Annotated in this window: 20 protein-coding genes; 8 read left to right on the plus strand and 12 right to left on the minus strand. The window is 77.8% G+C overall.

The features are described from left to right. Nucleotides 1-11: 11 nt before the first annotated feature. Nucleotides 12-1,556 (minus strand): DUF4389 domain-containing protein, encoded by a 1,545-nt coding sequence (locus ACI784_RS17770; RefSeq protein WP_457014363.1) that lies wholly within the window; start codon nt 1,554-1,556, stop codon nt 12-14. A 298-nt stretch (nt 1,557-1,854) separates the two neighbouring features. Here ACI784_RS17770 and ACI784_RS17775 point away from each other — a divergent pair, with 298 nt between their 5' ends. Together ACI784_RS17775 and ACI784_RS17780 are read left to right on the plus strand one after the other, a co-directional pair. Beyond that, entirely contained in the window at nt 1,855-4,254 is a 2,400-nt protein-coding gene (locus tag ACI784_RS17775; RefSeq protein WP_457014364.1) for a phosphatase PAP2 family protein, read from the plus strand. Then, nucleotides 4,251-4,931, plus strand: a complete 681-nt coding sequence (locus tag ACI784_RS17780; protein WP_457014365.1) for a phosphatase PAP2 family protein — start codon at nt 4,251-4,253, stop codon at nt 4,929-4,931. Before ACI784_RS17775 ends, ACI784_RS17780 begins: the two co-directional genes overlap by 4 nt. Here the strand turns inward: ACI784_RS17780 and ACI784_RS17785 are convergent. Further along, entirely contained in the window at nt 4,888-5,781 is an 894-nt protein-coding gene (locus ACI784_RS17785) for a universal stress protein (protein ID WP_457014366.1), read from the minus strand. The two genes, ACI784_RS17780 and ACI784_RS17785, sit on opposite strands and share 44 nt — an antisense overlap. Nucleotides 5,782-6,006: 225 nt before the next feature. On the opposite strand from ACI784_RS17785, the gene ACI784_RS17790 reads away from it, so the two are divergent. The 4 genes from ACI784_RS17790 to ACI784_RS17805 all read left to right on the plus strand — a co-directional run bounded on the left by ACI784_RS17790 (nt 6,007) and on the right by ACI784_RS17805 (nt 9,894). Next, nucleotides 6,007-6,900: a universal stress protein gene (locus ACI784_RS17790; RefSeq protein WP_457014367.1), complete on the plus strand. Its 894-nt coding sequence runs from the start codon at nt 6,007-6,009 to the stop codon at nt 6,898-6,900. A 13-nt stretch (nt 6,901-6,913) separates the two neighbouring features. After that, complete coding sequence (locus ACI784_RS17795; RefSeq protein ID WP_457014368.1) at nt 6,914-7,441, plus strand: flavodoxin domain-containing protein; 528 nt, start codon at nt 6,914-6,916, stop codon at nt 7,439-7,441. A 188-nt stretch (nt 7,442-7,629) separates the two neighbouring features. After that, on the plus strand, nt 7,630-8,121 hold the full coding sequence (locus ACI784_RS17800) for a pyridoxamine 5'-phosphate oxidase family protein (protein ID WP_457014369.1): 492 nt from the start codon (nt 7,630-7,632) through the stop codon (nt 8,119-8,121). A 48-nt stretch (nt 8,122-8,169) separates the two neighbouring features. Then, the gene (locus ACI784_RS17805; RefSeq protein WP_456925119.1) at nt 8,170-9,894 is read left to right on the plus strand and encodes a GAF domain-containing protein; all 1,725 of its coding nucleotides are present in this window, start codon (nt 8,170-8,172) and stop codon (nt 9,892-9,894) included. Nucleotides 9,895-9,920: 26 nt separating this feature from the next. Here ACI784_RS17805 and ACI784_RS17810 read toward each other — a convergent pair whose 3' ends face one another. From ACI784_RS17810 to ACI784_RS17820, 3 genes are all read right to left on the minus strand, one after another. After that, nucleotides 9,921-10,610, minus strand: coding sequence for a response regulator (locus ACI784_RS17810; RefSeq protein WP_456925120.1), 690 nt, complete (start codon nt 10,608-10,610; stop codon nt 9,921-9,923). A gap of 191 nt (nt 10,611-10,801) precedes the next feature. Continuing rightward, a complete protein-coding gene (locus tag ACI784_RS17815) occupies nt 10,802-11,311 on the minus strand; it encodes a hypothetical protein (RefSeq protein WP_457014370.1) in 510 nt (169 codons plus the stop codon). Between the two features lie 77 nt (nt 11,312-11,388). Next, nucleotides 11,389-12,564: a cysteine--tRNA ligase gene (locus ACI784_RS17820; protein WP_457014371.1), complete on the minus strand. Its 1,176-nt coding sequence runs from the start codon at nt 12,562-12,564 to the stop codon at nt 11,389-11,391. Between the two features lie 95 nt (nt 12,565-12,659). On the opposite strand from ACI784_RS17820, the gene pdxY reads away from it, so the two are divergent. Both pdxY and ACI784_RS17830 read left to right on the plus strand, forming a co-directional pair. Continuing rightward, complete coding sequence (pdxY, locus tag ACI784_RS17825; RefSeq protein ID WP_456925123.1) at nt 12,660-13,511, plus strand: pyridoxal kinase PdxY; 852 nt, start codon at nt 12,660-12,662, stop codon at nt 13,509-13,511. Between the two features lie 69 nt (nt 13,512-13,580). Further along, nucleotides 13,581-14,486: an alpha/beta fold hydrolase gene (locus ACI784_RS17830; RefSeq protein WP_457014372.1), complete on the plus strand. Its 906-nt coding sequence runs from the start codon at nt 13,581-13,583 to the stop codon at nt 14,484-14,486. On the opposite strand, the gene ACI784_RS17835 is transcribed toward ACI784_RS17830, so the two are convergent. The 7 genes from ACI784_RS17835 to ACI784_RS17865 all read right to left on the minus strand — a co-directional run bounded on the left by ACI784_RS17835 (nt 14,476) and on the right by ACI784_RS17865 (nt 21,916). Beyond that, nucleotides 14,476-15,441 (minus strand): quinone oxidoreductase family protein, encoded by a 966-nt coding sequence (locus ACI784_RS17835; protein WP_457014373.1) that lies wholly within the window; start codon nt 15,439-15,441, stop codon nt 14,476-14,478. The two genes, ACI784_RS17830 and ACI784_RS17835, sit on opposite strands and share 11 nt — an antisense overlap. 63 nt (nt 15,442-15,504) lie before the next feature. Continuing rightward, the gene (locus ACI784_RS17840) at nt 15,505-16,929 is read right to left on the minus strand and encodes an NADP-dependent succinic semialdehyde dehydrogenase (RefSeq protein ID WP_457014374.1); all 1,425 of its coding nucleotides are present in this window, start codon (nt 16,927-16,929) and stop codon (nt 15,505-15,507) included. Nucleotides 16,930-16,972: 43 nt separating this feature from the next. Continuing rightward, nucleotides 16,973-17,584 (minus strand): hypothetical protein, encoded by a 612-nt coding sequence (locus ACI784_RS17845; protein WP_456925127.1) that lies wholly within the window; start codon nt 17,582-17,584, stop codon nt 16,973-16,975. Nucleotides 17,585-17,696: 112 nt separating this feature from the next. Next, nucleotides 17,697-18,806, minus strand: coding sequence for a zinc-binding dehydrogenase (locus ACI784_RS17850; protein ID WP_456925128.1), 1,110 nt, complete (start codon nt 18,804-18,806; stop codon nt 17,697-17,699). 11 nt (nt 18,807-18,817) lie between these two features. Continuing rightward, a complete protein-coding gene (locus ACI784_RS17855; RefSeq protein ID WP_457014375.1) occupies nt 18,818-19,789 on the minus strand; it encodes a Gfo/Idh/MocA family protein in 972 nt (323 codons plus the stop codon). Next, nucleotides 19,786-20,904, minus strand: a complete 1,119-nt coding sequence (locus ACI784_RS17860; protein ID WP_456925130.1) for a glycosyltransferase family 4 protein — start codon at nt 20,902-20,904, stop codon at nt 19,786-19,788. The genes ACI784_RS17855 and ACI784_RS17860 overlap by 4 nt, the downstream gene beginning before the upstream one ends. A 124-nt stretch (nt 20,905-21,028) precedes the next feature. Further along, nucleotides 21,029-21,916 carry a diacylglycerol/lipid kinase family protein gene (locus ACI784_RS17865; RefSeq protein WP_457014376.1) on the minus strand — a complete coding sequence of 296 codons (888 nt, stop codon included), beginning with the start codon at nt 21,914-21,916 and terminating at the stop codon, nt 21,029-21,031. Nucleotides 21,917-21,937: the final 21 nt, after the last annotated feature.

Consider the following 21,937-nt stretch of genomic DNA (forward strand, 5'->3'; position numbering starts at 1 on the left):
ACGGCGGCGGGTCAGCCCGCGGGCCCGGGGTCGCGCACCGGCTGGTCCGTGACCGGGGCGGTGCGCGGCGCCGGCGGCGCGGGCGGCGGCCCGGGCGGGGCCACGGACGGCCCAGGCGGCGGGACCGGCTGCGCGGGCACACCGCCGGGCCCCGGGGACGACGACGCGCGGTGCACCGCGAGCGCGACGAGCACCGCACCGCCCACCAGGAGGACGGCGCCCACGATCAGCAGGCCGCCCCACAGCCACGGCAGGGCGGGAGCGGTGACGCCGGCCCGCGCCTCGACGTCCACCCCGGCGGTGCCGTCGGCCCGCATGACCACCACGGTCCAGTTGCCGTCGGACGGCGTCCAGTCGAGGGTCTGCGTCCCCGTGCCCTGCACCTGGACCTCCCAGATGTCGAGGGCACCGGGCGCGCTCTGCGGTGCGCCGCCGGCGACGTCCACGCCCCGCACGCGGCCGCCGTCGGAGCCGAGGTCGTCGATCCGCCGGTGCCCCACACCCGACAGGTACCGCGTGGCGTCACCGGTGCGGGCCACGCCGACGAAGACCGCCACCGCCGGGTCGGCCGGGGTGACCTGCAGGCGCGCGTCGCCGAGCACGTCGTCGACCAGCCACTCGTCCCCCGCGACGTCGAGGGTGATCGAGCCGGTCACCAGCGCGTACCGGGACGTGGTGAGCTCGGCGGTCGGCGTCGACAGGTAGCCGTCCTCGCGCTGCGTGGTGTCGGCCACCGCCAGGCCGGTGCCCCCGGCCAGGAGGCCGGTGGACACCAGCATCAGCAGCACGCCCACCACGAGGGCGACGACGCGGCCGGCGCTCCAGCCGCCCGGCACCGCGCGGGCCGGCCCCTGCGGGAGCGGCGGGAGCGGCCCGGCCGCCGCGGTGGCGGGGTCGGCGCCACCCATGTCGAGCCGGAACGGCGGGTAGCGGTCGGTCATCAGGGCCGCGTAGGCGGCGACCCGCAGCACCCAGCGGTCCATGCCGAGCACGAAGTCGTACAGCGGCTGCGGGTAGCGGCCGGTGAACAGCAGCACGACCGCGGCGACCAGCACCAGCAGCCCGACCAGGCCGCCACCGGCCCAGCCGGAGTCCTCCCACCCGTCCTGCCCGGTGAGCCAGAGGCCACCCCCGACGAACAGCGCCAGCACCAGCCAGTGCGGCAGCGCCAGCAGCCAGGACTTCACCAGCACCAGCCCGCGGGAGAGCCGCTCGGGGTAGGGCACGTCCAGCCGCGCCGGGTAGTCGGGGACGTCGGCGAGGGTGAACGGCGGGTACCGGTCGGTGCCCAGCCCCGCGTAGCCGTAGTAGTGCACGCGCCACGACCACCGCAGCACCCCGACGTCGAAGTCGAACAGCGCCCGGGGGTAGCGGCCGGTGATCAGGATGGCGAACCAGGCGACCGTGGTCAGGACGACGAAGGCCACCCACAGGAACGCCAGGACGACGGCGTGCGGGATCAGCAGGAACCACTTGACCAGCCACAGCCAGCGCGACAGCGGCGGGTCCACCCGCGCGTCGACCCGCACCGGGTAGGGCGTCTGCTGCTCGGTCACCGGGAGGACCTCCGCTCCGCCCGCCCCGGCCGCGCGTGGTGCGCCGGCCGTCGGCGGACGCCGCCCAGCCTGGGCCGGGGCCGGTCGCGCCGACACCACCCTCCGTCGTCGTCCCGACGGTGCCGGAGGTCCCTGCTGCCCGCGCGGCCCGCCGGCACCCTCCCCACGGCCCCCCGCGGCCGGGCATGCTGGCAGCCGGCGGTCGGGGACGGCGCGGTCGAGGAGGGATCGGCATGGCACGACGCCGGTCGGCGGCGCCCGTCCCGCGGCAGGGGGGCGCCGGGGTCCGGGCCGGGCCATGACCTCCCGCGTCGCGCCGCCGGGCGCGGCGGCGGTGCGGCCGCCGCGCACCGCCCGCCGCCCGGTCCAGCGGCACTCCGGCGACCTGGTGCGCGTCGTGCTCGGGTTCGCCGTGCTGGGCCTGGGCCTGCTCATCGCCCAGCGCGGCCGGCTGCCGGTGTTCGAGCGCAACCTGTTCCAGGTCGTCAACGACCTGCCCCCCGAGATCTTCCCGGTCGTGTGGGCGGTCATGCAGCTCGGCAACGTCGTGGCGGTGCCGGTGCTCGCCGCGATCGCCGCGCTGACCCGCAGGGTGCGGATGGCCCGGGACATGCTGATCTCCGGTGTCCTGGCCTACCTCGCCGCCGACCTGGTGAAGAGCGTGGTGCAGCGGGAGCGCCCGAGCGGGTTCCCCCTCGACGCCCACTTCCCGGAGGGCCCGGTCGGCGGGCTGGGTTTCGTCTCCGGCCACTCGGCGGTCGCCGCGGCCCTCGCCACCGCCGTCGTCCCCTACGTGCCGCGCCGGGCCCGGCGCGCGGCCTGGGCACTGGCCTGGTGCGTCGCCCTGGCCCGCGTCTACGTCGGCGCCCACCTGCCCCTGGACATCCTGGGCGGGCTCGGCGTCGGCTGGGCGATCGGCTCGCTGGTGCACTGGGTGCTCGGCGTCCCGCGGCTGGAGGTGCCGCCCGACCGCGTCGAGCGGTGGCTGCGGCACTACGGCCTGCCGGTGCGGGACGTGCGGCCGGCCGACGTGCAGGCGCGCAGCTCGGTCCCGTTCGAGGCCGTCGACGAGCGCGGCCGCCGGCTGTACGTGAAGTGGCTGGAGCCCGACCGCCGCGAGCGCGACTGGCTCTACCGCCTGTGGCGGCTGCTGGCCGTCCGCGACGTCAAGGACGCCGACGCCGTCGCGCCGCTGGGCCAGCAGGCAGAGCACGAGGCGGTCGCGGCGATGATCGCCCGGGAGCGCGGGGTGCACGTGCCGCGGGTGCTGCTGGCCCGCGGCAAGGACCGCGGTGCCCTCGTCGTCCAGGAGCACCTGACCGGCCGGGGGCTCGACCGGCTGGCCGCCGAGGAGCTGACCCCGGAGCTGCTGACCGACGTGTGGCGGCAGGTGGCGCTGCTGCGGGCGGCCCGGGTCGCCCACCACGACCTGGGCACCGCCAGCGTGCTGGTCGACCCCGGCGGCCGGCCGTGGGTGGTCGACTTCGGCAACGCGCTGACCGGCGCCTCGGACGACGCGATGGCCGCGGACGTCGCCGAGCTGCTGGCCTCCCTCGCGCTGCGCACCGACCCCGCGCCGGTCGTCGGCTGCGCGGTCGACGTGCTGGGTCCGGACGTCGTGGCCGCGGCCCTGCCGGAGCTGACGCCGCTGAGCCTCACGTCGGCCACCCGCGCCGCGCTGCGGGAGGACCGTCCTCGGCTGGAGGCGCTGCGCCGCGCGCTCCGGGAGCGGCTGGGCCTGCCCGACCCCGACCGGCCGGAGTTCGGCCCGCCCGGCACCGCGGCCCGCCTCGCCGTGGCCGCGGGCGCCGCGCTGGTGCTCGTCGGCGTCCCGCTGCTGGCCGGCGCCACGGAGTTCCTCGACGTGCTGGAGGACGGCGGCTGGCGCTGGCTGGGCGCCGCGCTCGCGCTGGCGGTGCTCGCCCGCGCGGCGAACGCGGCGGCGGCCCTGCTGACCGTCGAGCGGCGGCTGGCGCTCGGGCGGACCTACGCCGCCTCGCTCGTCGCGGAGTCCGCGTCGCTGCTGCACGGCGGCGAGGGCTCGCGCCGGTCCGCGGCCCGGTTCCTCGAGCGCGCGGGCGTGCTGCCCGCCGACGCCCGGCGCTCGACCGACCGGTACGTCCTCGGGGCGGTCGTCGCCGCGGTCGTCGTCGCCGGCGGGATGCTGGTCATGGCCGCGGCGGAGGGCCGGCTCGGCGACTGGGACGCCCCCGAGGCCCTCGTGCCGGCCGTCGCGCTCGGCCTCGCCGCGTGGGCCCTCGTGCTCACCGGCCAGTGGCTGGCCCGGCGGAACGACCCCAGTCCCCGCCCGCGGCGGCTGGCCGCCCTGCTGGCGACGCTGGCCCGGGTGCCGGTCGGCGTCCAGTGGCGGCGGGGTGCGCAGTTCGGCTGGTCCACGGCCGGGGTCCTCCTGGAGGCCGGGGCGCTGGCCGCCACGATGCACGCCGCCGGGGGCTCGGTGCCGCTGCTGGCCACCGCCAGCGTCTACGCCGCCCTGCACCTGCTGTGGTCGGTGCTGCCGGTGGCCGGCGCGCCGGGTGCCGCGGAGGTCGCCCTGCTGCTGGCCCTCACCGCCCTCGGCGCGCCCCTGGCCAGCGCGTGCGCGGCGGCCCTCGCGTTCCGCGTGCTCACGTTCTGGCTGCCGGCCCTGGTCGGCGGGCTGCTGACCGCGCGCCTCGAGCACCGCTTCGGCGCGTGACCACCGGCGGCCCGCGGCCGGGCGGCCCCCGGCCCGTCACCGGGTACCGCCGCCGGCCGGTCGACGCCGCGCTCGCGCTGTGCGGCGCCGGTGTCGCGGCGCTGTGCTCGTGGGCGGTCGCCTCCGGCGGGGTCGGGCCGGCGGAGCGGGCGGTGTTCACCTGGGTCAACGGCCTCCCCGACGCCTGGGAGCGGCCGCTGTGGGCGGTGCAGCTGCTCGGCGTCCTCGGGCTGCCGCTGCTGGTCGCCGTCCCGGCGCTGGCGCTGCGGCGGTGGCGCCTGGCGCTGGGACTGGTCCTGCTGGTCCCGCTCAAGCTGCTGGTGCACGGCGAGCTGGTGAAGGGGCTGGTGCAGCGGGAGCGCCCGGGGTCGGTCATCCCGGGCGCGGTGCTGCGCGACGTGCCGTCCGCGGGGGTCGCCTACCCCTCCGGGCACGCCGTGGTCGCCGCGGGCACGGTCGTCCTGCTCGCCCCGTACCTGCGGCGGCGGTGGCGGGCGCTGCTCGTCGTCCTCGCCGTGCTGGTGTGCCTGGCCCGCGTGTACCTCGGCGCGCACGCGCCGCTGGACGTCGTCGGCGGCGCCGCCCTCGGCGTGGCGATCGGGGGCGCGCTCGACCTGCTGCTCGGGGTGCCGGTCAGGCCCGCCCCGCGGCGGGCTCCTGCGGGTGCACCACCATGACCGGCCCGCGCCCGTGCACCACGCAGCGCAGCGCCACCGAGCCGAGCACCAGCCCGGGCAGCCGGCTGCGGCTGCGGCTGCCCACCACCAGCAGCGCGGCCCCTTCGGCCCGGCGGACCAGCACGTCCGCGGGGGCGCCCTCCTCGACGTCGACGACGACCTCCGCTCCGGTGAGCTCCGCCCACCCACCGAGGACGTGCTCCACCACCTCCCGCACCCGCGTCCCGGCCGGTGCGGGGGGCGCCGGGGGCGGGTCGCCCCAGGTCTCCGGCCCCCGGCGGACCGCGACGACCTCCAGACGCGCGCCCAGCCGCGCCGCCTCCTCGGCGGCGCGGGCCAGCGCCCGGTGCGCGGCCGGCGTGTCGTCCAGCCCGGCGACGACGCGCGGCTGCGGCGGCGCGGGCACCGGGTGGACGACGACCACCGCGCAGCGGGCGTGCGCGGTGCAGTGCAGCGCCACCGAGCCGAGCAGGGTGCTGGCCGCCACGCCCCGGCCCCGGCTGCCGACCACCAGCAGCTCGGCCCCCGCCGACCGCGCGACCAGGTGCGCGGCGGCGGCCCCGGCGACCACGCCCACCTCGACCGGGACGTCGGCGCCGCCGGCCACCTCCTGCCGGACCTCGGCGACCAGCGCCCGCGCCCGCTCGGCGGTGTCGGTGCGGACGGCGTCGACCCGGCCGGGCGCGGCCAGCTGCGGATCGGCCCAGGAGAGGTCCATGGCGAAGGCGCTCAGCACCTCCAGGCGCGCCCCGGTGCGCCCGGCGGCGGCCACCGCCCAGGCCAGCGCGCCGCGCGCGCCCGGCGAGCCGTCCACGCCGACGACCACCCGGCGGTCCGCGGCGGTGTCCATGGCGGCTCCCTTCCCCCGGGCGGCGTCCACCCTGGCCGCGGTCGGCGGGCGGTGTCAGGAGGCCGAGCGTCCCGGCCGGCCAGGACGTTGGTCGCGCCGCCCACCACCCGGCCGGCCCTTGGCCCGGCGCCGGCGCGCCCCTAGCGTCGGGGACCCGCGGCGAGGAGGTCCCGTGCCCGCACCTGTCGACACGACGTCAGCGGCCGTCCGCCCGGGGAGCGTCGCGTGACCGCGCCCGGCGCGGCACCGGTCGTCGTGGGCGTCGACGGCTCGGAGGCCGCGGCCCGCGCCGTGCCGTTCGGGGTCGAGGCGGCCCGGCTGCGCGACGCACCGCTGCTGCTGGTGACCGCCGCGTCCTGGCCCACGACGGCCCTGCCCGTCCCCACCGTCGGCGACACCGACCTGCCCCGCCTCCTGCGGACCGCCGCCGAGTCCGCGCTGCGTGCGGCGGCCGACGCGGCGGCAGCCACGCTCGGCGCCGGCCGGGTGCGCTGGGCGGTGGACGATCGCGACCCGGTCGAGGCGCTCCGGGCGGCCGGGGCCGGCGCGCAACTGGTCGTCGTCGGCGCCCGCGGCACCGGCGGCGTGGCCGGCCTGCTGCTGGGCTCCACCGCCACCGCCCTGGCGCTGGAGGCCCCCTGCCCGGTCGTCGTGCTGCCGGACGAGACCGACGCGTTCGTGACCGGACGACGCTCGGTCGTCGCCGGCGTGGAGGGCCGGCCCGGGGACGAGGCCGTCCTCGCCCTGGCCTTCGCCGAGGCCGCCGCCCGGGACACCGACCTGGTCGCCGTGCACGCCTGGAGGGACGTCGCCCAGGAGCCCTCGCTGCAGACGCTGGGCCCCCTGGTCGACTGGGCGGGGGTGGCCGCGGACGAGCAACGACTGCTGGCCGAGGCGCTCGCCGGGTGGCGGGAGCGGGCACCCGGCGTCGACGTGCGGGAGGTCGTCGTCCGCGACAGGACCGCGGCCGCGCTGGTCGCCGCTGGCCTCACCGCGCAGCTGCTCGTCGTCGGCCACCGCCGCCGGCGCCTGGCGCGGCTGGGCTCCACCACGCACGCCGTGCTGCACCGGGCGCGCTGCCCGGTGGCCGTCGTCCCCGTGACCGGCGCGGGCCGATGACCGGCGGGACCCGGTGACCGCCGGTCCGCGGGTGCTGGTCACGGTCGCCACCCGGCACGGGGCGACCCAGGAGATCGCCGCCGCCCTGGCCCGCGACCTGCCCGGGACGCCGGCCGGCGAGGCCGCCGGGCTGTCCGCCGTCCTCGCGCCCGTGGAGTCCCGGCCCGACCCGGGGCCGTTCGACGCGGTCGTGCTGGGGAGCGCGGTCTACGCCGGACGCTGGCTGGAGCCGGCGCGGGAGTACGCGGCCGCGCACACCGGCGCGCTGCGCGAGCGCGCGGTGTGGCTGTTCTCCAGCGGCCCGATCGGGCCGGCGCCCTTCCCGCCGGACGAGCCGCACGACGTCGCACCGACCTCGGCGCTGGTCGGCGCCCGCGGCCACCGGGTCTTCCCCGGCCGGCTGGACCTGTCGCTGCTGAGCTTCGGGGAGCGGGCGATGGCCACGGCGATGCGCGCCCCCGTCGGCGACTTCCGCGACTGGGCCCTGGTGCGGCGGTGGGCGGAGGAGGTCGCCGCGGAGCTCGCCGGCCAGCGCGGGTGAGCCCGCTGGTGGCCGGCCGGGGCCCGGGCCTGGGCCGATGCGCACGGGTGGCCGGGGACGACTGGCCGTCCGGGTCAGGACGTAGGTCCCTCTGCCCGGCGGCCCGCGGCACGCAGAGTCGGACCAGGTCCCTCGAACCATCGGCGGGATCGACCGCGCGCCCCACGCGCCCCGAGCAGGAGGCCTCCGTGCCGACCCCCGCCCTGGACCACGTGGTCGAGGACCTCGACGACCCCGACTGCCGGTCCCTGCTGAGGACCGCCCGCATCGGCCGGCTCGGCTACACCAGGGACGCGCTCCCGGCGATCGCCCCGGTGTCGTTCTGCGTGCACGCCGACCAGGTGGTCATCCCCTCGCGGTCGTGCAGCTCCCTGGTCCCGGGCACCAGCGGAGCCGTCGTGGCCTTCCAGGTCGACTCCCTGGACCCCGACACCTGCACCGGGTGGACGGTGACCGTCGTCGGCCCCTCCCGGTCGGTCACCGACCCCGCGGAGATCGCCGCCCTGGACGAGCTGCCCTGGCCGCACTCCGCGCGGTGGCCGGACCGCTGCTACATCAGCATCGGCATCGGCCTGGTCGCCGGCTGGCGCGCCGGCCCGGACCGCGACGTCCCCGTGCCGGCGCCGGCGGGGAACGGACGGCCCGCGTCCGTCGAGAGGCGCCGCAGCGCCTTCCCCTGACCGAGCGGCCGTGGCAGTCTCGGAACTGCCGAGGGAATGGGGCCGCTCATGCCGCCTGAGCCAGGTGCGGACGCCGCACCGGCCATCCAGGCGTCGCCGCTGGCCGGGATGCGGCTGACGGAACTGCTGGAGGAGGTGCAGGACCGTCTGGCCGCGGTGGCGCGCACCCAGACCCGGGTGCAGCACCTGCTCGACGCCTTCCTCAGCGTCTCCACCGGTCTGGCCCTCGAGTCGACCCTGAAGCGCATCGTGGAGGCCGCCGTCGACCTGGTCGACGCCCGCTACGGGGCGCTCGGCGTCCTGTCCTCCGCCGGTGGCCTCGCCGCGTTCGTCCACGTCGGCATCGACGACGAGCTCGCGGCGCGGATGGGCTCCCTGCCCCAGGGCAAGGGCGTGCTCGGGCAGCTCATCACCGAGCCCCGCGCGCTGCGCATCCCCGAGCTGAGCCGGCACCCCGCGTCGGTGGGCTTCCCACCGCACCACCCAGAGATGCACTCCTTCCTCGGGGTGCCGGTGCTCGTGCGCGGCGAGGTCTTCGGCAACCTCTACCTCACCGAGAAGCGCCACGGCGAGTTCACCGCCGAGGACGAGGCGGCGCTGACCGCGCTGGCCGGCGCGGCCGGCATCGCGATCGACAACGCCCGCCTGTACGAGGAGGGCGAGTCCCGCCGGAAGTGGACCGCCGCGGTGTCCGACGTCCGCGCCTGCCTGCTCGGCACCGGTTCCGCCGAGGACGCGCTGGCCCTGGTCGCCGAGCGGGTGACCGAGCTGACCGGCGCCGACGCCACGTGGCTGCTCATCGGCCCCGACCCCGGTGACAGCTGCTACGTGATCCGCGCGCAGTGCGGCGACGGGCTGGAGCCGGCCACCGGCGTCCGCCTCGGCCCCGGGTCCAACCCCGTGCTCGACGCCCTGACCGGGCCCGACGCCGTCCTCAGCGTCAGCGTGGACAGCAGCGGGCTGGACTGGGAGGGGCCGCACCCGCAGGTCGCCTGGGGTCCGTGCACCGGCGTCCGGCTGCGGGTCGGCGCCGCCGAGGACGCCGTCCTCATCGCCGCCCGCCGGGCCGGCGCCCCGCGGTTCCCCGCCGCCCTCGAACCGCTCGTGCGCACGTTCGCCGAGCAGACCGCGGTCGCGCTCGACATGGCCGCCCGCCAGCGGCTGGCCCGCCAGCTCGACGTCTACGCCGACCGCGACCGCATCGCGCAGGACCTGCACGACCACGTCATCCAGCGGGTGTTCGCCGCCGGCCTGAGCCTGCAGTCGGTGCTCCCCCGCGTCTCCGACCCCGAGACCCAGCGGCGGATCCGGCAGGTCGTGCACCAGCTGGACGAGACCGTCCGCGACATCCGCACCACGATCTTCGACCTGCACACCACCAGCGACGGCGACCAGCCGGTCAGCGTGCGCCGGCGGCTGCTCGACATCGTCACCGAGACCGCGGGCCGCCACCTGCACCCCACCGTCCGGATGTCCGGCGCCGTCGACAGCCTGGTGGCCGGCGAGCTCGCCGCCGACCTGGAGGCCGTCACCCGAGAGGCGGTCAGCAACGCCGCGCGGCACTCCGGCGCCGACCACGTCACCGTCACCCTCGACGTGGCCGAGGAGGTCGTGCTGGAGGTCGTCGACGACGGCCGCGGCATCGACCCCCGGGCCGCGCGCAGCGGGCTGCGCAACCTGGAGGACCGGGCGCGCCGCCGCGGTGGTGCGGCCACCGTCGAGCCGCTGCCCGAGGGTGGGACCCGGCTGCGCTGGTGGGCGCCGCTGCGCTGACCCGCCGGCACCCGCGCCCGCGCGGCTCAGACGGGGCGGGCCGCCCCGCTGCTGCTGCCGGTGCCGCGCAGCTCGGTCGCGAGGACGGCGGCCTGCGTGCGGCGCTCCAGCCCCAGCTTGGCCAGCAGGTGGGAGACGTAGTTCTTCACCGTCTTCTCGGCGAGGAACATGCGCTCGCCGATCTGCCGGTTGGTCAGCCCCTCGCCGATCAGCTCCAGGACCGTGCGCTCCTGGTCGCTGAGCTTGGCCAGCGGACCGGCCGGCTCGGCCACCCGGCGCAGCCGCTCCAGCACCGCCGTGGTCGCGGTGGGGTCGAGCAGCGAGCCGCCCTCGGCGACGGCGCGGATGCCGGCGACCAGGTCCTGCCCGAGGATCTGCTTGAGCAGGTAGCCCGATGCCCCGGCCATGATCGCCTCGAAGAGCGCCTCGTCGTCGCTGTAGCTGGTCAGCATCACCACCCGGAGCTCGGGCATCCTCGACCGCAGCTCCCGGCAGACCGAGACGCCGTCCCCGTCGGGCAGCCGGACGTCGAGGACGGCGACGTCCGGGCGGAGTGCGGGCACCCGCGCCAGCGCCTCCGTAGCGTTCTTCGCCTCGCCGACGACGGTGATGTCCGGGTCGCTCTCCAGGACGTCGGCCACCCCGCGCCGGACCACCTCGTGGTCGTCGAGCAGGAAGACCCGGATCCGGCGCCGCTGCCGATCGTCGTCGTCCACCGGGCCACCGTCCGTTCCACGCCCTGGCCCCCGTGGGACCGCTCCGGCACAGGCTAGGGCGCCGATCGGCCTCCGGGCGCAGAGTCGAACGTCCCTCGTGGACCTCTCCCTGCCCACGCGCTGACCCGCGTCCCGCCCCGTCCTCCCCTGCTGTCGATCGGATGGCGGGCCGCCAGCGACGGGCCGGCGCCTCAGCGGTCGACCAGCGACTCCAGGGTCACCGCGGCCAGCAGCCGCGCCCACCACGGGCGGCGCACCCGCGGCGGCAGCGGGCGCCGGCGGCGCCAGGCGTGCTCGGCGGGACGCACCGCCATCACGCCGCCCTTCATGCTCACCCAGCCGCCGGGGCCCATCGAGACCCGCGCCTTCGCGGCACTCGGCCGGCGCGCCAGCTGCCGGGCCACGAGCACGCCGCCGACCACCACCTCGGCGGTGGTGAGCAGCCGGGTGACGTCCACGGCCGGCCGCCAGCGCACCCGCCCGTCGCGGACGACGAAGGCACCCAGCGGCCGCGCCCCCGCCATCTCGGCGTCGAGGCCGGCGTCGGCCGACCGGCCGTCGCGGCGGGTCGCGGTGTGCGCGCGGGACGCCGTCGCGGTGATGACGGTGACGCCGCCCCGCTCCACGGGCGGGCCGAACCCGACCACCTCACCGCGGCGCGGCGCGGGCTCGGGCGCATCGGCGGGACGCAGCCTGTCCATGGACGACCTCCGGTCGGCGGGGCGACGGGCCGGCCCAGCCTGGCAGGAGCCCGCCCTCCGGGCCAGACCACTGCCCGTCAGCCGAGCCCGAGCACCCGGATCAGCAGCCGCGCGGCGTCCCCGCCGTCGGCGACGGCGACGTCCAGGGCGCCCGGCACGTCGACGTCGTCGAGCAGCCGGTCGGTGACCTCGCGCCCGGCCGCGGACGACGACGACGGCCGGCCCGCGGCGGAGAACAGCTCGTCGAGCCGCGCCTGCGCCCCCTCCAGCAGCGACGGGCGGTACTCCCACGGCTGCGACCACGGCCGGTCGAGCACCAGCAGGCGCAGCGCCGGGCCCGTGGTGACCCGCAGCAGGTCGGCGACGAGCGTGAGGTTCCCGGTCGACTTGGCCATCTTGGCGCCGTCCTGCGACACCGCCCCGACGTGCACCTGCGCCCGCGCGAACGGCCCGACGCCGGAGGCGGCCTCCGCCATCGCCGTCTGGTGCGCGTGGTGCGGGAAGGCGAGGTCCGCCCCGCCCACGAGGACGTCGACGCCGTGGCCGAGGGTCGCCGTCGCCATGGCCGCGCACTCCGCGTGCCAGCCCGGCCGCCCCCAGCCCCACGGGCTCGGCCAGGCCGGGTCGCGGTCCCCGGAGGGCCGCCACACCGGCACGTCCAGCGGGTCCTCGCGCAGCGGGTCGTCGGGGGTGTCGCCGAACTCGGCGGCCAGCTCGCGGGCGCGCGCGGGGTCCAGCCCGGAGCGCGTGGCGACGTCCCCGGCGCGGAAGTAGACGTGCCCCTCGCGGACGTAGGCGCGGTCGGTGCGCAGCAGCGCCGCGGCCAGCTGCTGCACGTGCGGGATGTGGTGCCGGGCGCGCGGCGCGTACGTCGGCGGCCGGACGCCGAGGGCGCGCATGTCCTGCTCGAACGCGAACTCCTGGCTGAGCGCGAACTCGTCGTAGTGCCGGCCGCGGGCGTCGGCGGCACGGGTCAGCACGTCGTCGACGTCGGTCACGTTGCGGCTGGCCACCACGTCGGCGCCGGCCATCCGGAGCACCGCACCGAGCACGTCGGCCCACACGAACGTCGCCGCGTGCCCGAGGTGGGTCACGTCGTAGGGGGTGATGCCGCAGACGTAGACCCGCGCCGGGCTGGTCACCGGCAGCGGCCGGCCGGCCAGGCGCAGGTCGCCGGTGCGGACGTCGACCGGCTCGTCGATCCGGCCGGCGACGCCGACGACACCGGAGGAGCGGAGGGGTGGGTGGGCCATGCCGCCATCCTGCCCGTCCCACCTGCCGGGGGCCCGCAGGAGGGCGGACACCTCGGCCGTCGTCGGCGGCGGGTGCCTGTGCGACGGTTCTGCCCATGGTCGCCGTCCTCTCCATCCAGTCGCACGTCGCCTACGGGCACGTGGGCAACGCCTCGGCCGTGTTCCCCCTGCAGCGCCTCGGCATCGAGGTGTGGCCGGTGCACACGGTGCAGTTCTCCAACCACACCGGCTACGGCGAGTGGCGGGGCCGGGTCTTCGACGGCCCGGCGATCGAGGAGGTCGTGCAGGGCATCAGCGAGCGCGGCGTGCTCGGCAGCTGCGACGCCGTCCTCTCCGGCTACCTCGGCTCGGCCGACATCGGCCACGCCGTCGTCCAGACCGTGCAGCGGGTCCGCGACGCCAACCCGGCGGCGGTCTACTGCTGCGACCCGGTCATCGGGGACGTCGGCCGCGGCGTGTTCGTCCGCCCCGGCATCCCGGAGTTCATGCGCGAGGTCGCCGTCCCCGCGGCCGACGTCGTGACGCCCAACCACTACGAGCTCGACGCGCTCTCCGGCCGCACCACCCGCACCCTCGCGGACGTGACCGAGGCGGTGGCCGCCGTCCAGGCGCTGGGGCCCCGGGTGGTGCTGACGACGTCCCTGGTCACCGACGACACCCCGGACGACGCCGTCGACCTGCTGGCCTCAGAGGGGGGCCGGCACTTCCGGGTGCGCACCCCGCGGCTGGACGTCGCGGTCAACGGTGCCGGTGACGCGATCGCGGCGCTGTTCCTCGCGCACTGGCTCGACACCCGGGACGCCGGGCAGGCGCTGGGCCGGGCTGCGGCGTCGGTGTACGGGCTGCTCAAGCGCACCGAGGACGCCGGGTCGCGGGAGATCCTGCTGGTCGCCGCGCAGGAGGAGTACGTGACACCCTCGCGCACGTTCGACGTCGTGGAGGTCTGAGAGAGGCCCCCCGCCCCCCACCGCTCGCTCGCGGCGGGATCCTGCGGTGGGCCGGGCGGAGGGAGGGCCGTGGACCCGCACCCCGCACCCTGGCCCGCGGGGACCCGGTCGATCTCCGTCGAGCTCGCCGGGGACCGCGTGCACCTGCTCGAGCTCGCGGGGCCGGCCGGGGCCCCTCCCGTGCTGTGCGTGCACGGCCTCGGCTCCTCCGCGCTGGGGTTCGGCCTGCTCGGCCCGCTGCTGGCCCGGGACCGCCGGGTCCTCGCCGTCGACCTGCTGGGGCACGGCCGCTCGGCGGCCGGCACCGCGGCCGGCAACCGGCGGCTGATCGGCCGGGTCGTCGAGCGGGTGGTCGGCGAGCCGGTCGTCCTGGTGGCCCAGTCGATGGGCGGCGTCCTGGCGCTGCTGCACGCGGCAGGGGCGCCGGAGACGGTGGACCGGCTGGTGCTGATCGGGCCACCGGTCCCCCGCCCGACCCGGCTGCCACTGGACCCCGTGCTGGCCGCCCGCCGGGCGTTCCTCCGCCTGCCGCCGGTCGAGCGCGCCGTCGCCGCCCGGCTGCGCCGGATGACCCCGGAGGAGGTGGTCGCCCAGCAGGTGCGCCAGGCCACGACGCACGCAGATCGCCTCCCGGCCGACCTGGCACCGGCCGTGGTGGCCGAGACCCGGGAGCGGGCCGCCCGGCCGGACGCCGCGGCCGCGCAGGCGGTCCAGTGGCGCGGGATCACCGACACGATGGCCCTGCTCATGCGCCCCCGGCGGTTCCGCGCGACCGTCGCCCGCGTGCCCGCCCCCACGCTCTACCTGCAGGGCGAGGACGACCCCCTGGCACCGGTCGCCGCCGCCCGCGCCCTGGCCGCCACCCGGCCGGACTGGCGCCTGGAGGTGCTGCCCGGCGTCGGCCACCTGCCGCACCTGGAGGACGCCGCCGGGACGGCGCAGCGCATCCTCGACTGGCTGCGTGTCAGGGGATGAGCACCAGCTTCCCGTGGGTGTGCCCGGCCATGCCCTCGCGGTGGGCCGCCGCGACCTCCGCCAGCGGGTGGGTGCCGGCCACCACCACCTGGAGGCGGCCCGCGCCGGCCAGCTCGGCCAGCTCGGTGCGGGCGGCGGCGCGCAGCTCGGTGCCCGGGTCGGCCCCGGGGCCCCCGCCGAGCAGCCGGATCCCCTCCGCCGCGCCCCGGGCGAACGCGGCGATGGAGGCGATGCGCCCCCGGTCGGGCACCAGCTCCAGGGAGACGTCCACGGCCTCGTCGGTGCCCACGGCGTCCACGGCCGCGGTCACGCCGTCCGGGGCCAGGGCCCGGACGCGGCCGGCCAGCCCCTCCCCGTAGCGCACCGGCTCCGCGCCGAACCGGCGCACCAGGTCACCGCTGTCGCCGCTGTCGCCGCTGTCAGCTCCGACCGTGCCGATGACGCGCGCCCCGCGCAGGGCGGCGAGCTGGATGGCCATGAGGCCGACGCCCCCGGCCGCGCCGTGCACCAGCACGGTGTCGCCGGCGCCCACCCCGGTGGCGGTGAGCGCGTGCACCGCCGTGGCCCCGGCGAGCATCAGGCCACCGGCCTGCTCCCAGCCCAGCGACGCCGGCTTGGGGACCAGCGTCGCCGCGGGCGTCACCAGCTCCGCGGCGTAGGCACCGCTGAGCCGGAAGCCGATGACCTCGTCGCCCACCGACACCGGGCCGGCCGGGCCGACGGCGTCCGGCCCGACCGCGGTCACCACCCCCGCCGCCTCGAAGCCGAGGCGCCGCGGCAACAGCGCCGGGTCGGTGCCGTAGGCGCCGGCGTAGCTCTTCCAGTCCGCCGGGTTCACCCCCGCGGCACGGACCTCGATCCGGGCCTCGCCCGGGCCGGGGTCACCCACCGGCTCGTCGACGACGGAGAGCACCTCGGGCCCGCCGTAGGCGGGGGCCAGCACGACAGCGGTCATGCGCGCGCCAACCGCGCCGTCCGGCACGCTGTTCCCCGGCCCCCGCGGGGACCGGGGACGACGTCACTCCGAGGCCGCCGCGCCCGTGTCCCCCTCGCCCTGCTGGCGGCTGGGCGGGCCGATCCACACCGTCTTGGCGTTGGTGAACTCGTACATGCCGACCTCGGTCAGCTCGCGGCCGTAACCGCTCTGCTTCACCCCGCCGAAGGGCAGCTCGGGGTAGCTCGTGGTCATGCCGTTGACGAACGCCATGCCCGACTGGACGTCGCGGATGAACCGCAGCCGCTCGCCGTGGTCCTCGCTCCACAGGTTGGCACCCAGGCCGTAGACGTGGTCGTTGGCGATCCGCAGCGCCTCGTCGAGGTCCGCGACGGTCCACAGCGCCGCCACCGGGCCGAACACCTCCTCGGAGTACATCGCCATCTCCGGGGTCACGCCGGTCACCAGGGTGGGCTCGTAGAACCAGCCCGGCCGGTCCACCCGCTTCCCGCCGGTGACCACGGTCGCGCCCTTGTCGACGGCGTCCTGCACGTAGCGCTCGACGTCGTCGCGCCCCGACTCGGTGGCCAGCGGGCCCACCTTCGTGCCGTCGTCCATGGGGTCGCCCACGGTCAGGGCGGCCAGCTTCTCGGCGAACAGGCGGGTGAACTCCTCGGCGACGTCGGTGTGCACGAAGAAGCGCTTGGCCGCGATGCAGCTCTGCCCGTTGTTCTGGCAGCGCGCGGTGACCGCCACCTCAGCGGCCTTGTCGAGGTCGGCCGAGGGCATGACGATGAACGGGTCGCTGCCGCCGAGCTCGAGCACCGTCTTCTTCACGACGTCCCCGGCGACCCGCGCCACCGCCTCGCCCGCCGCGTTGCTCCCGGTCAGCGTCGCGGCCACCACCCGGTCGTCGCGCAGCACCCGCTCGACGGCGCCGGAGCCGATGAGCAGCGTCTGGAAGACGTCGGCGGGGAAGCCGGCCTTGCGGAACAGCTCCTCCAGGTACAGCGCGGTCTGCGGCACGTTGCTGGCGTGCTTGAGCAGGCCGACGTTGCCGGCCATGAGCGCGGGCGCGGCGAAGCGCATCGCCTGCCACAGCGGGAAGTTCCACGGCATGACCGCCAGCACCACGCCCAGCGGCTGGTGGACGACGTAGGCCTCGACCGCCCCGACCTTCCGCGCGTCCGCCGGCCGCGGCTGCAGGAACTCCTCGCCGCGCTCGGCGAAGTAGCGCAGCGCCGAGACGCACTTGGTGGCCTCGGCCCTCGCCGAGGCCAGCGTCTTGCCCATCTCGGTGGTCATGAGCTCGGCGACCTGGTCGGTGTCGGCCTCGAGCACGTCGGCCGCGGCCCGCAGCCAGCCGGCGCGCTGCGCCGCCGTGGTCAGCCGGTAGCCGGCGAAGGCGGCGGCGGCGCGGGCGAGCCTGTCCTCCAGCGCCTCGTCGGTCAGCGGCTCGTAGGTCTTGAGCGTCTCGCCGGTGGCCGGGTTGATGGTGGCGATGGCCATGGGGTCCTCTCGTCGGGTGCTGCTGGTGCCGGCGTCTCCAGGCTCAGGTCTTGCTCTTGCCCTGGGCGCTGGAGTGCTCGTGCCGGTCCTCGCCGTGCTCGACGTGGCGGATCTGCTTCGAGGCTCCCGTGGTCGCGCCGGCCTCGCTCGGCGACATCCCCTCCTTCTTCGCCTGGCGGGCCGCCGCCTGCTGCTCTTCCTGGTTGGGCTTCTTCGACATGCCGGTCCGGTTCCCCGATCGGCCCGGGCGCACACGCGCGGAGGGCCGGTGCGGCAGGTGCAGCCCGCGCGGGAGGTGCGGCCGCCGGACCGCCAGGTGCGGCACCCGGAGGACCGGGTGGGGGACGTGCGGCAGGTGCGGCAGGTGCAGTGCGAGCCGCCCGTGCGGGAGGTGCGGCCGGTGCAGGCGCACCGGGATCCGCCCGTGCGGCAGGTGGAGCCGGGGGTGCGGGACGTGCGGCAGGTGGACCCGGTGCGCCAGGCCGGCCTGCAGGCGCGCCGTGGCGAGCTGCGGCCAGGTGGGTTCCGGTGGCGGTACCGTGGCCCGGGCCGCACGGCGGTCCCGCTCCCACCGGGCGGTGTTGCTCCGGGCCAGCACGATCACCAGCCCGGTGGCGAGCGCGAAGCCGACGACGCTGGCGATGCCCCACCCCATGACGGCCCCTCCCCTGGAGCCGCCGCGCAGCCCGGCACCCCGGCGTCCGCGGCGTTGGCACGGACGATCCCCCTTCGGAGAATCCGGAACAAGTGGGTCCGTCACGGGACGCTCAGCCGGGCGGGAACCGCAGCACCGCCTGCAGGGGTGGCGCGGCCAGGCGGCGCCCGGCCAGGTCGGCCAGCAGCCGCGGGCCCTCCTCGAACGGGAGGACGTCGGTGACCAGGTGCGTGCGGACGTCGTCGCCGCGGGCGCGCAGCAGGTCGAGGGTGACCTCCGCCAGGGCGGCCCGCGGCCAGGCGTCGGCCATGCCCCGGGGCACCCGGCCGATCTGCGCGCAGACGACGGCCAGGCCGTTGTGGTGGAACTCCTCCCCGAGTCGCACCGCCTCGGCCCCGGCCTGGTAGAAGCCCAGGTCGACGACGGTGCCCTGCGGGCGCAGCGCCTTGAGCGCCGTGGCCAGCGCGGCGTCGTGGCCCCGGCACTGCAGGACGACGTCGGCGCCGGCGTCCCCCGGACCGTGCCGCCACCGCTGCTTCACCGCCCGCCAGGCCGTCCCGCCGGCATCGTCCAGGGTGGCCAGGCCCAGGGTCCCGGCGACGGCGCGGCGCGCGGCGGACGGCTCGGCGACGACCACGTCCGCGGCCCCGTGCCGCACCGCCAGCAGCGCGGTCAGCAGCCCGATGACCCCGGCGCCGGTGACCAGCACGCAGCGGTCGCGCACGCCGGCGTCCACCCCGGCGGCGGGGCCGGCCAGGTCGGCGGCGGCGTGCAGCAGGCCGTTGACGCAGATGGGGCCCATCTGGGCGAGGTAGACGCCGAGGACCGGGTCGAGGTCGTCGGGCACCGGGAGCACGGGCACGCGGGCCGGGTCGGCGCAGCGGCCGGTGCGGTGCCCGTAGGCCATGGCGACGAGGGCGCCCTCGGTCAGGGCGGGGGTGCGGCTCTCGGTGACCCGGCCGACCTCCATGTAGCCGAGGGAGCGCACCGGGTACGGCGCGGGCTCCCGGTCCGGGTCGAAGACGCGCAGCTCCGGGTCCCAGTGCAGCCGGTGCTGCGGATCGGTGCCGCGGACCAGCGCCACCTCCGTGCCTGCGCTGACCCCGCTCCACTCGGTGCGCACCCACGCCTGCCCCGGCCCGGGCTCGGGCTCGACGTCGTCGATGAGCTCCGGCCGCCCCGGCGCCACCACGCCGATCGACCGGATCGGCCGCTCCCCCATGCCCCGCTCCCTCAGCAGTCCGGCCGGACCGACGCCCCGCTGCGCGCGGCCTCGTCGGCGGCGCAGGCCAGCGCGTGCGTCCGCAACGCCTCGTCGTAGGGCACCCGCACCCGCTCGGCCCGGCCCCGCAGCACGTCGAGGAACTCCCGGTCCTCGAGGGCGACGGGGTCGGCCCCGGTGGAGTGCACCTCCTCGCCGTCGGAGGTGACCACCCGCAGCTCGTGGTCGTCGAGGCTGCGCTCGCACAGCTCCACCACGCGCCCCTCGGCGACCACCTGCAGGCCCACCGCGTGCCGCCGGCCGAGGACCCGCGTCGAGGCGATGCTGCCCACCGCTCCCGAGGCGAAGGTCAGCACCGCGGCCGCGGCCGTCGGCACCTCGCCGTCGACCGCGGCCGGCCGCTCGGCGGCCGCGACCGACACCACCTCGCCGGCCAGCAGCCGGGCCAGGTCGAACAGGTGCGTGGTCTGCTCGACCACCTGCCCGCCCGACCCGTTCCGGCGCGACCACCACGGCGCCGCGGGGGTCCGGTCCAGCCACGACCCCGTGACCAGGGCGACCGCGTCGGGCGGCACCAGTTCCGCGGCCCGCGCGACGACGTCCAGGTGCCGCCAGTGGTAGCCGACGGCGGTGGTCAGGCCGGCGTCCTCGACCTGCCGGGCGACGGCGCGGGCGGTGTCCAGGTCGAGGGCCAGCGGCTTCTCGACGAAGAAGGGCAGGCCGCGGGCGGCGGCCGCCGCCTCCAGCGGACCGTGCGCGAACGGGGGGACGCACAGCCACACCGCGTCGAGCTCCTCGGCGTCGAGCAGCGTCGCCCCGTCCGCGTGGCTGCGGGCACCGACGCGGGCGGCCGCCACCTCGGCCCGCTCGCGCACCGGGTCGGCGACGGCGACGACCTCGACGTCGTCGAACCCGGCCAGCGCGGCCAGGTGCCGGCCGGCGATGAACCCGGTGCCGACGACCCCGACCCGCAGCCGGCTCACCGCCGCGCCCCGCGCAGGGTCGCCTCGTAGACCGCCGCGGTGTCCGCGGCCATCCGCTGGCGCGTGAACGCGGCCAGGTAGCGGCACCGGCCGGCGGCGCCCTGCCGGCGACGCAGGCCGGGGTCGGCCAGCAGCCGCGCGAGCGCGGCACCGAGCGCCTGCGGGTCCCCAGGCCGGACCAGCGCCCCCGTCCGCCCGTCGACGACGACCTCCTCGCTGCCGATGACCCGGGTGGCCACGACCGGCAGGCCGGCCTCCATCGCCTCCAGCGCCACCAGCGGCATCCCCTCGTGTCGCGACGGGAGCACGAAGACGTCGGCGGCGTCCAGCAGCTGCCGGGCGTCGGTCCGGTGCCCGGCGAACCGGACGGCGCCGGCCACGCCGAGCGCGGCCGCCCGCTTCTCCAGCGCCTGCCGCAGCGGCCCGTCGCCGACCAGGACGACGGCGAGGTCGGGGAAGCGGGCCAGCAGCCCGGGCACCGCGTCGACCAGGTGCCACTGGCCCTTCATGTGGGTCAGCCGGCCGAGGGTCATGACGACCGGTTGCCGCGGGTCCAGGCCGAGGGCGGCGCGGGCGGCGTCCCGGCCGATCCGGTCGCGCAGCGGCGCGACGCCGTTGGGCACGGTGGTGAACCGTTCCGGCGGCACGCCGATCCGGTGGTAGGTGCGGCGCAGCCCCTCGGAGACCGCGATCAGCCGGTCCACCTCCTCGATCCCGTGCCAGTAGGCCCGCCGCTTGCGGGGGTGCGCCACCAGGTAGGGCAGGTGCTGGGTCTGCAGGACCGCCCGGCAGCCGGCGCGGCGGGCCAGCCGGACGCCGTCCCAGTCCTCGGCGCCGGTGCCGACGTGGCAGTGGAAGACGTCGGCCGGGTGCTCGGTGAGGAACCCGGTCACCACCTCGGCGAAGGCCGGGTCGCGCGGTGAGGGCAGCTCGACGGTGCGGGAGCCCAGCTCGGCGGCCCGGTCCAGCAGCCGCCGCCCCCCGGTCGTCGGCCGCATCATCAGCGCCAGGTCCGCCGTCCCGGCGTACTCGGCGAGCAGGTCCACCATGTGCGCGCCCATGCCCGAGGGGTCGGTCGAGGGCGTGTACAGGCAGATCGATCGTCGGCCCGGCATCGGCACCTCCTCCGGCCCGGCGGCCCGTCGGCTCCGGGACGTGGAAGCTATCGCCGTCCGGAGGCCGTCGCACGGCGGGATCACCGACACGCCCAGCGGCCGGCCGGACGCACCGGCCGGGCGGTCAGCGCGGCGTGATCGCCGCCCAGGCGGAGCGGTGCACGCGCCAGGTCCGGGACGGGACCGGGTCCCCGAGCTCGCCGTCCGCGTCGAGCGCGACGGGCTCGCCGGCGATCGTGATCTCGCGGCCGGACACCACGAGGACGTCGTCCCGCGCGGTGTGCCGGCCGGAGAGCAGTGCGAGCGCGAACGCGGCCCGGGCGACCGGCCCGGTCGCCGCGCAGAGGACCACGTCGGCGAGGCCGTCGTCGAGCCTGGCGTCCGGGGCCAGCGGCCGGCCGCCGCCGATCGTGGGGCCGTTGCACACCGCTGCCATGAGGACGCGTCCGGCCCCGGTGCCGACTGCCCGGCCGTCGACCTCCACCCGGAGGGCCCAGCCGGTCGTCGTCATCCCGGCGAACACCGCCCCGACCGGGAAGGACGCCCGCTTCAGCACGGGCTTCACCCGGGCGGCCGCGGCGTAGGCCCGCGTCCCGACGCCCGCGTGGACGGCGTTGACCACGAGACCCCTCGCGTCGTCCCGCAGGAGGTCCAGCGGCCGTCGTACGCCCGTGCGGACCAGCGCTGCCGCCTCGACCGGGTCCAGGGGGAGCCCCAGGGCCCGGGCGAGGTCGTTGCCGGTACCGAGGGGGACGATCCCGAGGGGGTCGGCAGGGTCGAGGGCCCCGGCACGGTCGAGTGCGCGCACCACCGCGTGCACGGACCCGTCCCCGCCCACGACCACGACCCCGCGGTCGCCGCGCGCGGCCACGGCCTCGTCGAGGTCGTCCTCGTCCCCGGTGGCGGCGACCGTGACGTCCGCGTCCCGGCGCAGCTCGGCCACGGCGGCGGCCACCGCCTCGTCGTCCGCGGTGCCCGCCGACCGGTTGACGACCACGAGCAGCCGGCGCACCACCCGCTCCTACCCCGGTCC

The sequence above is a fragment of the Geodermatophilus sp. SYSU D01186 genome, from assembly GCF_054050215.1.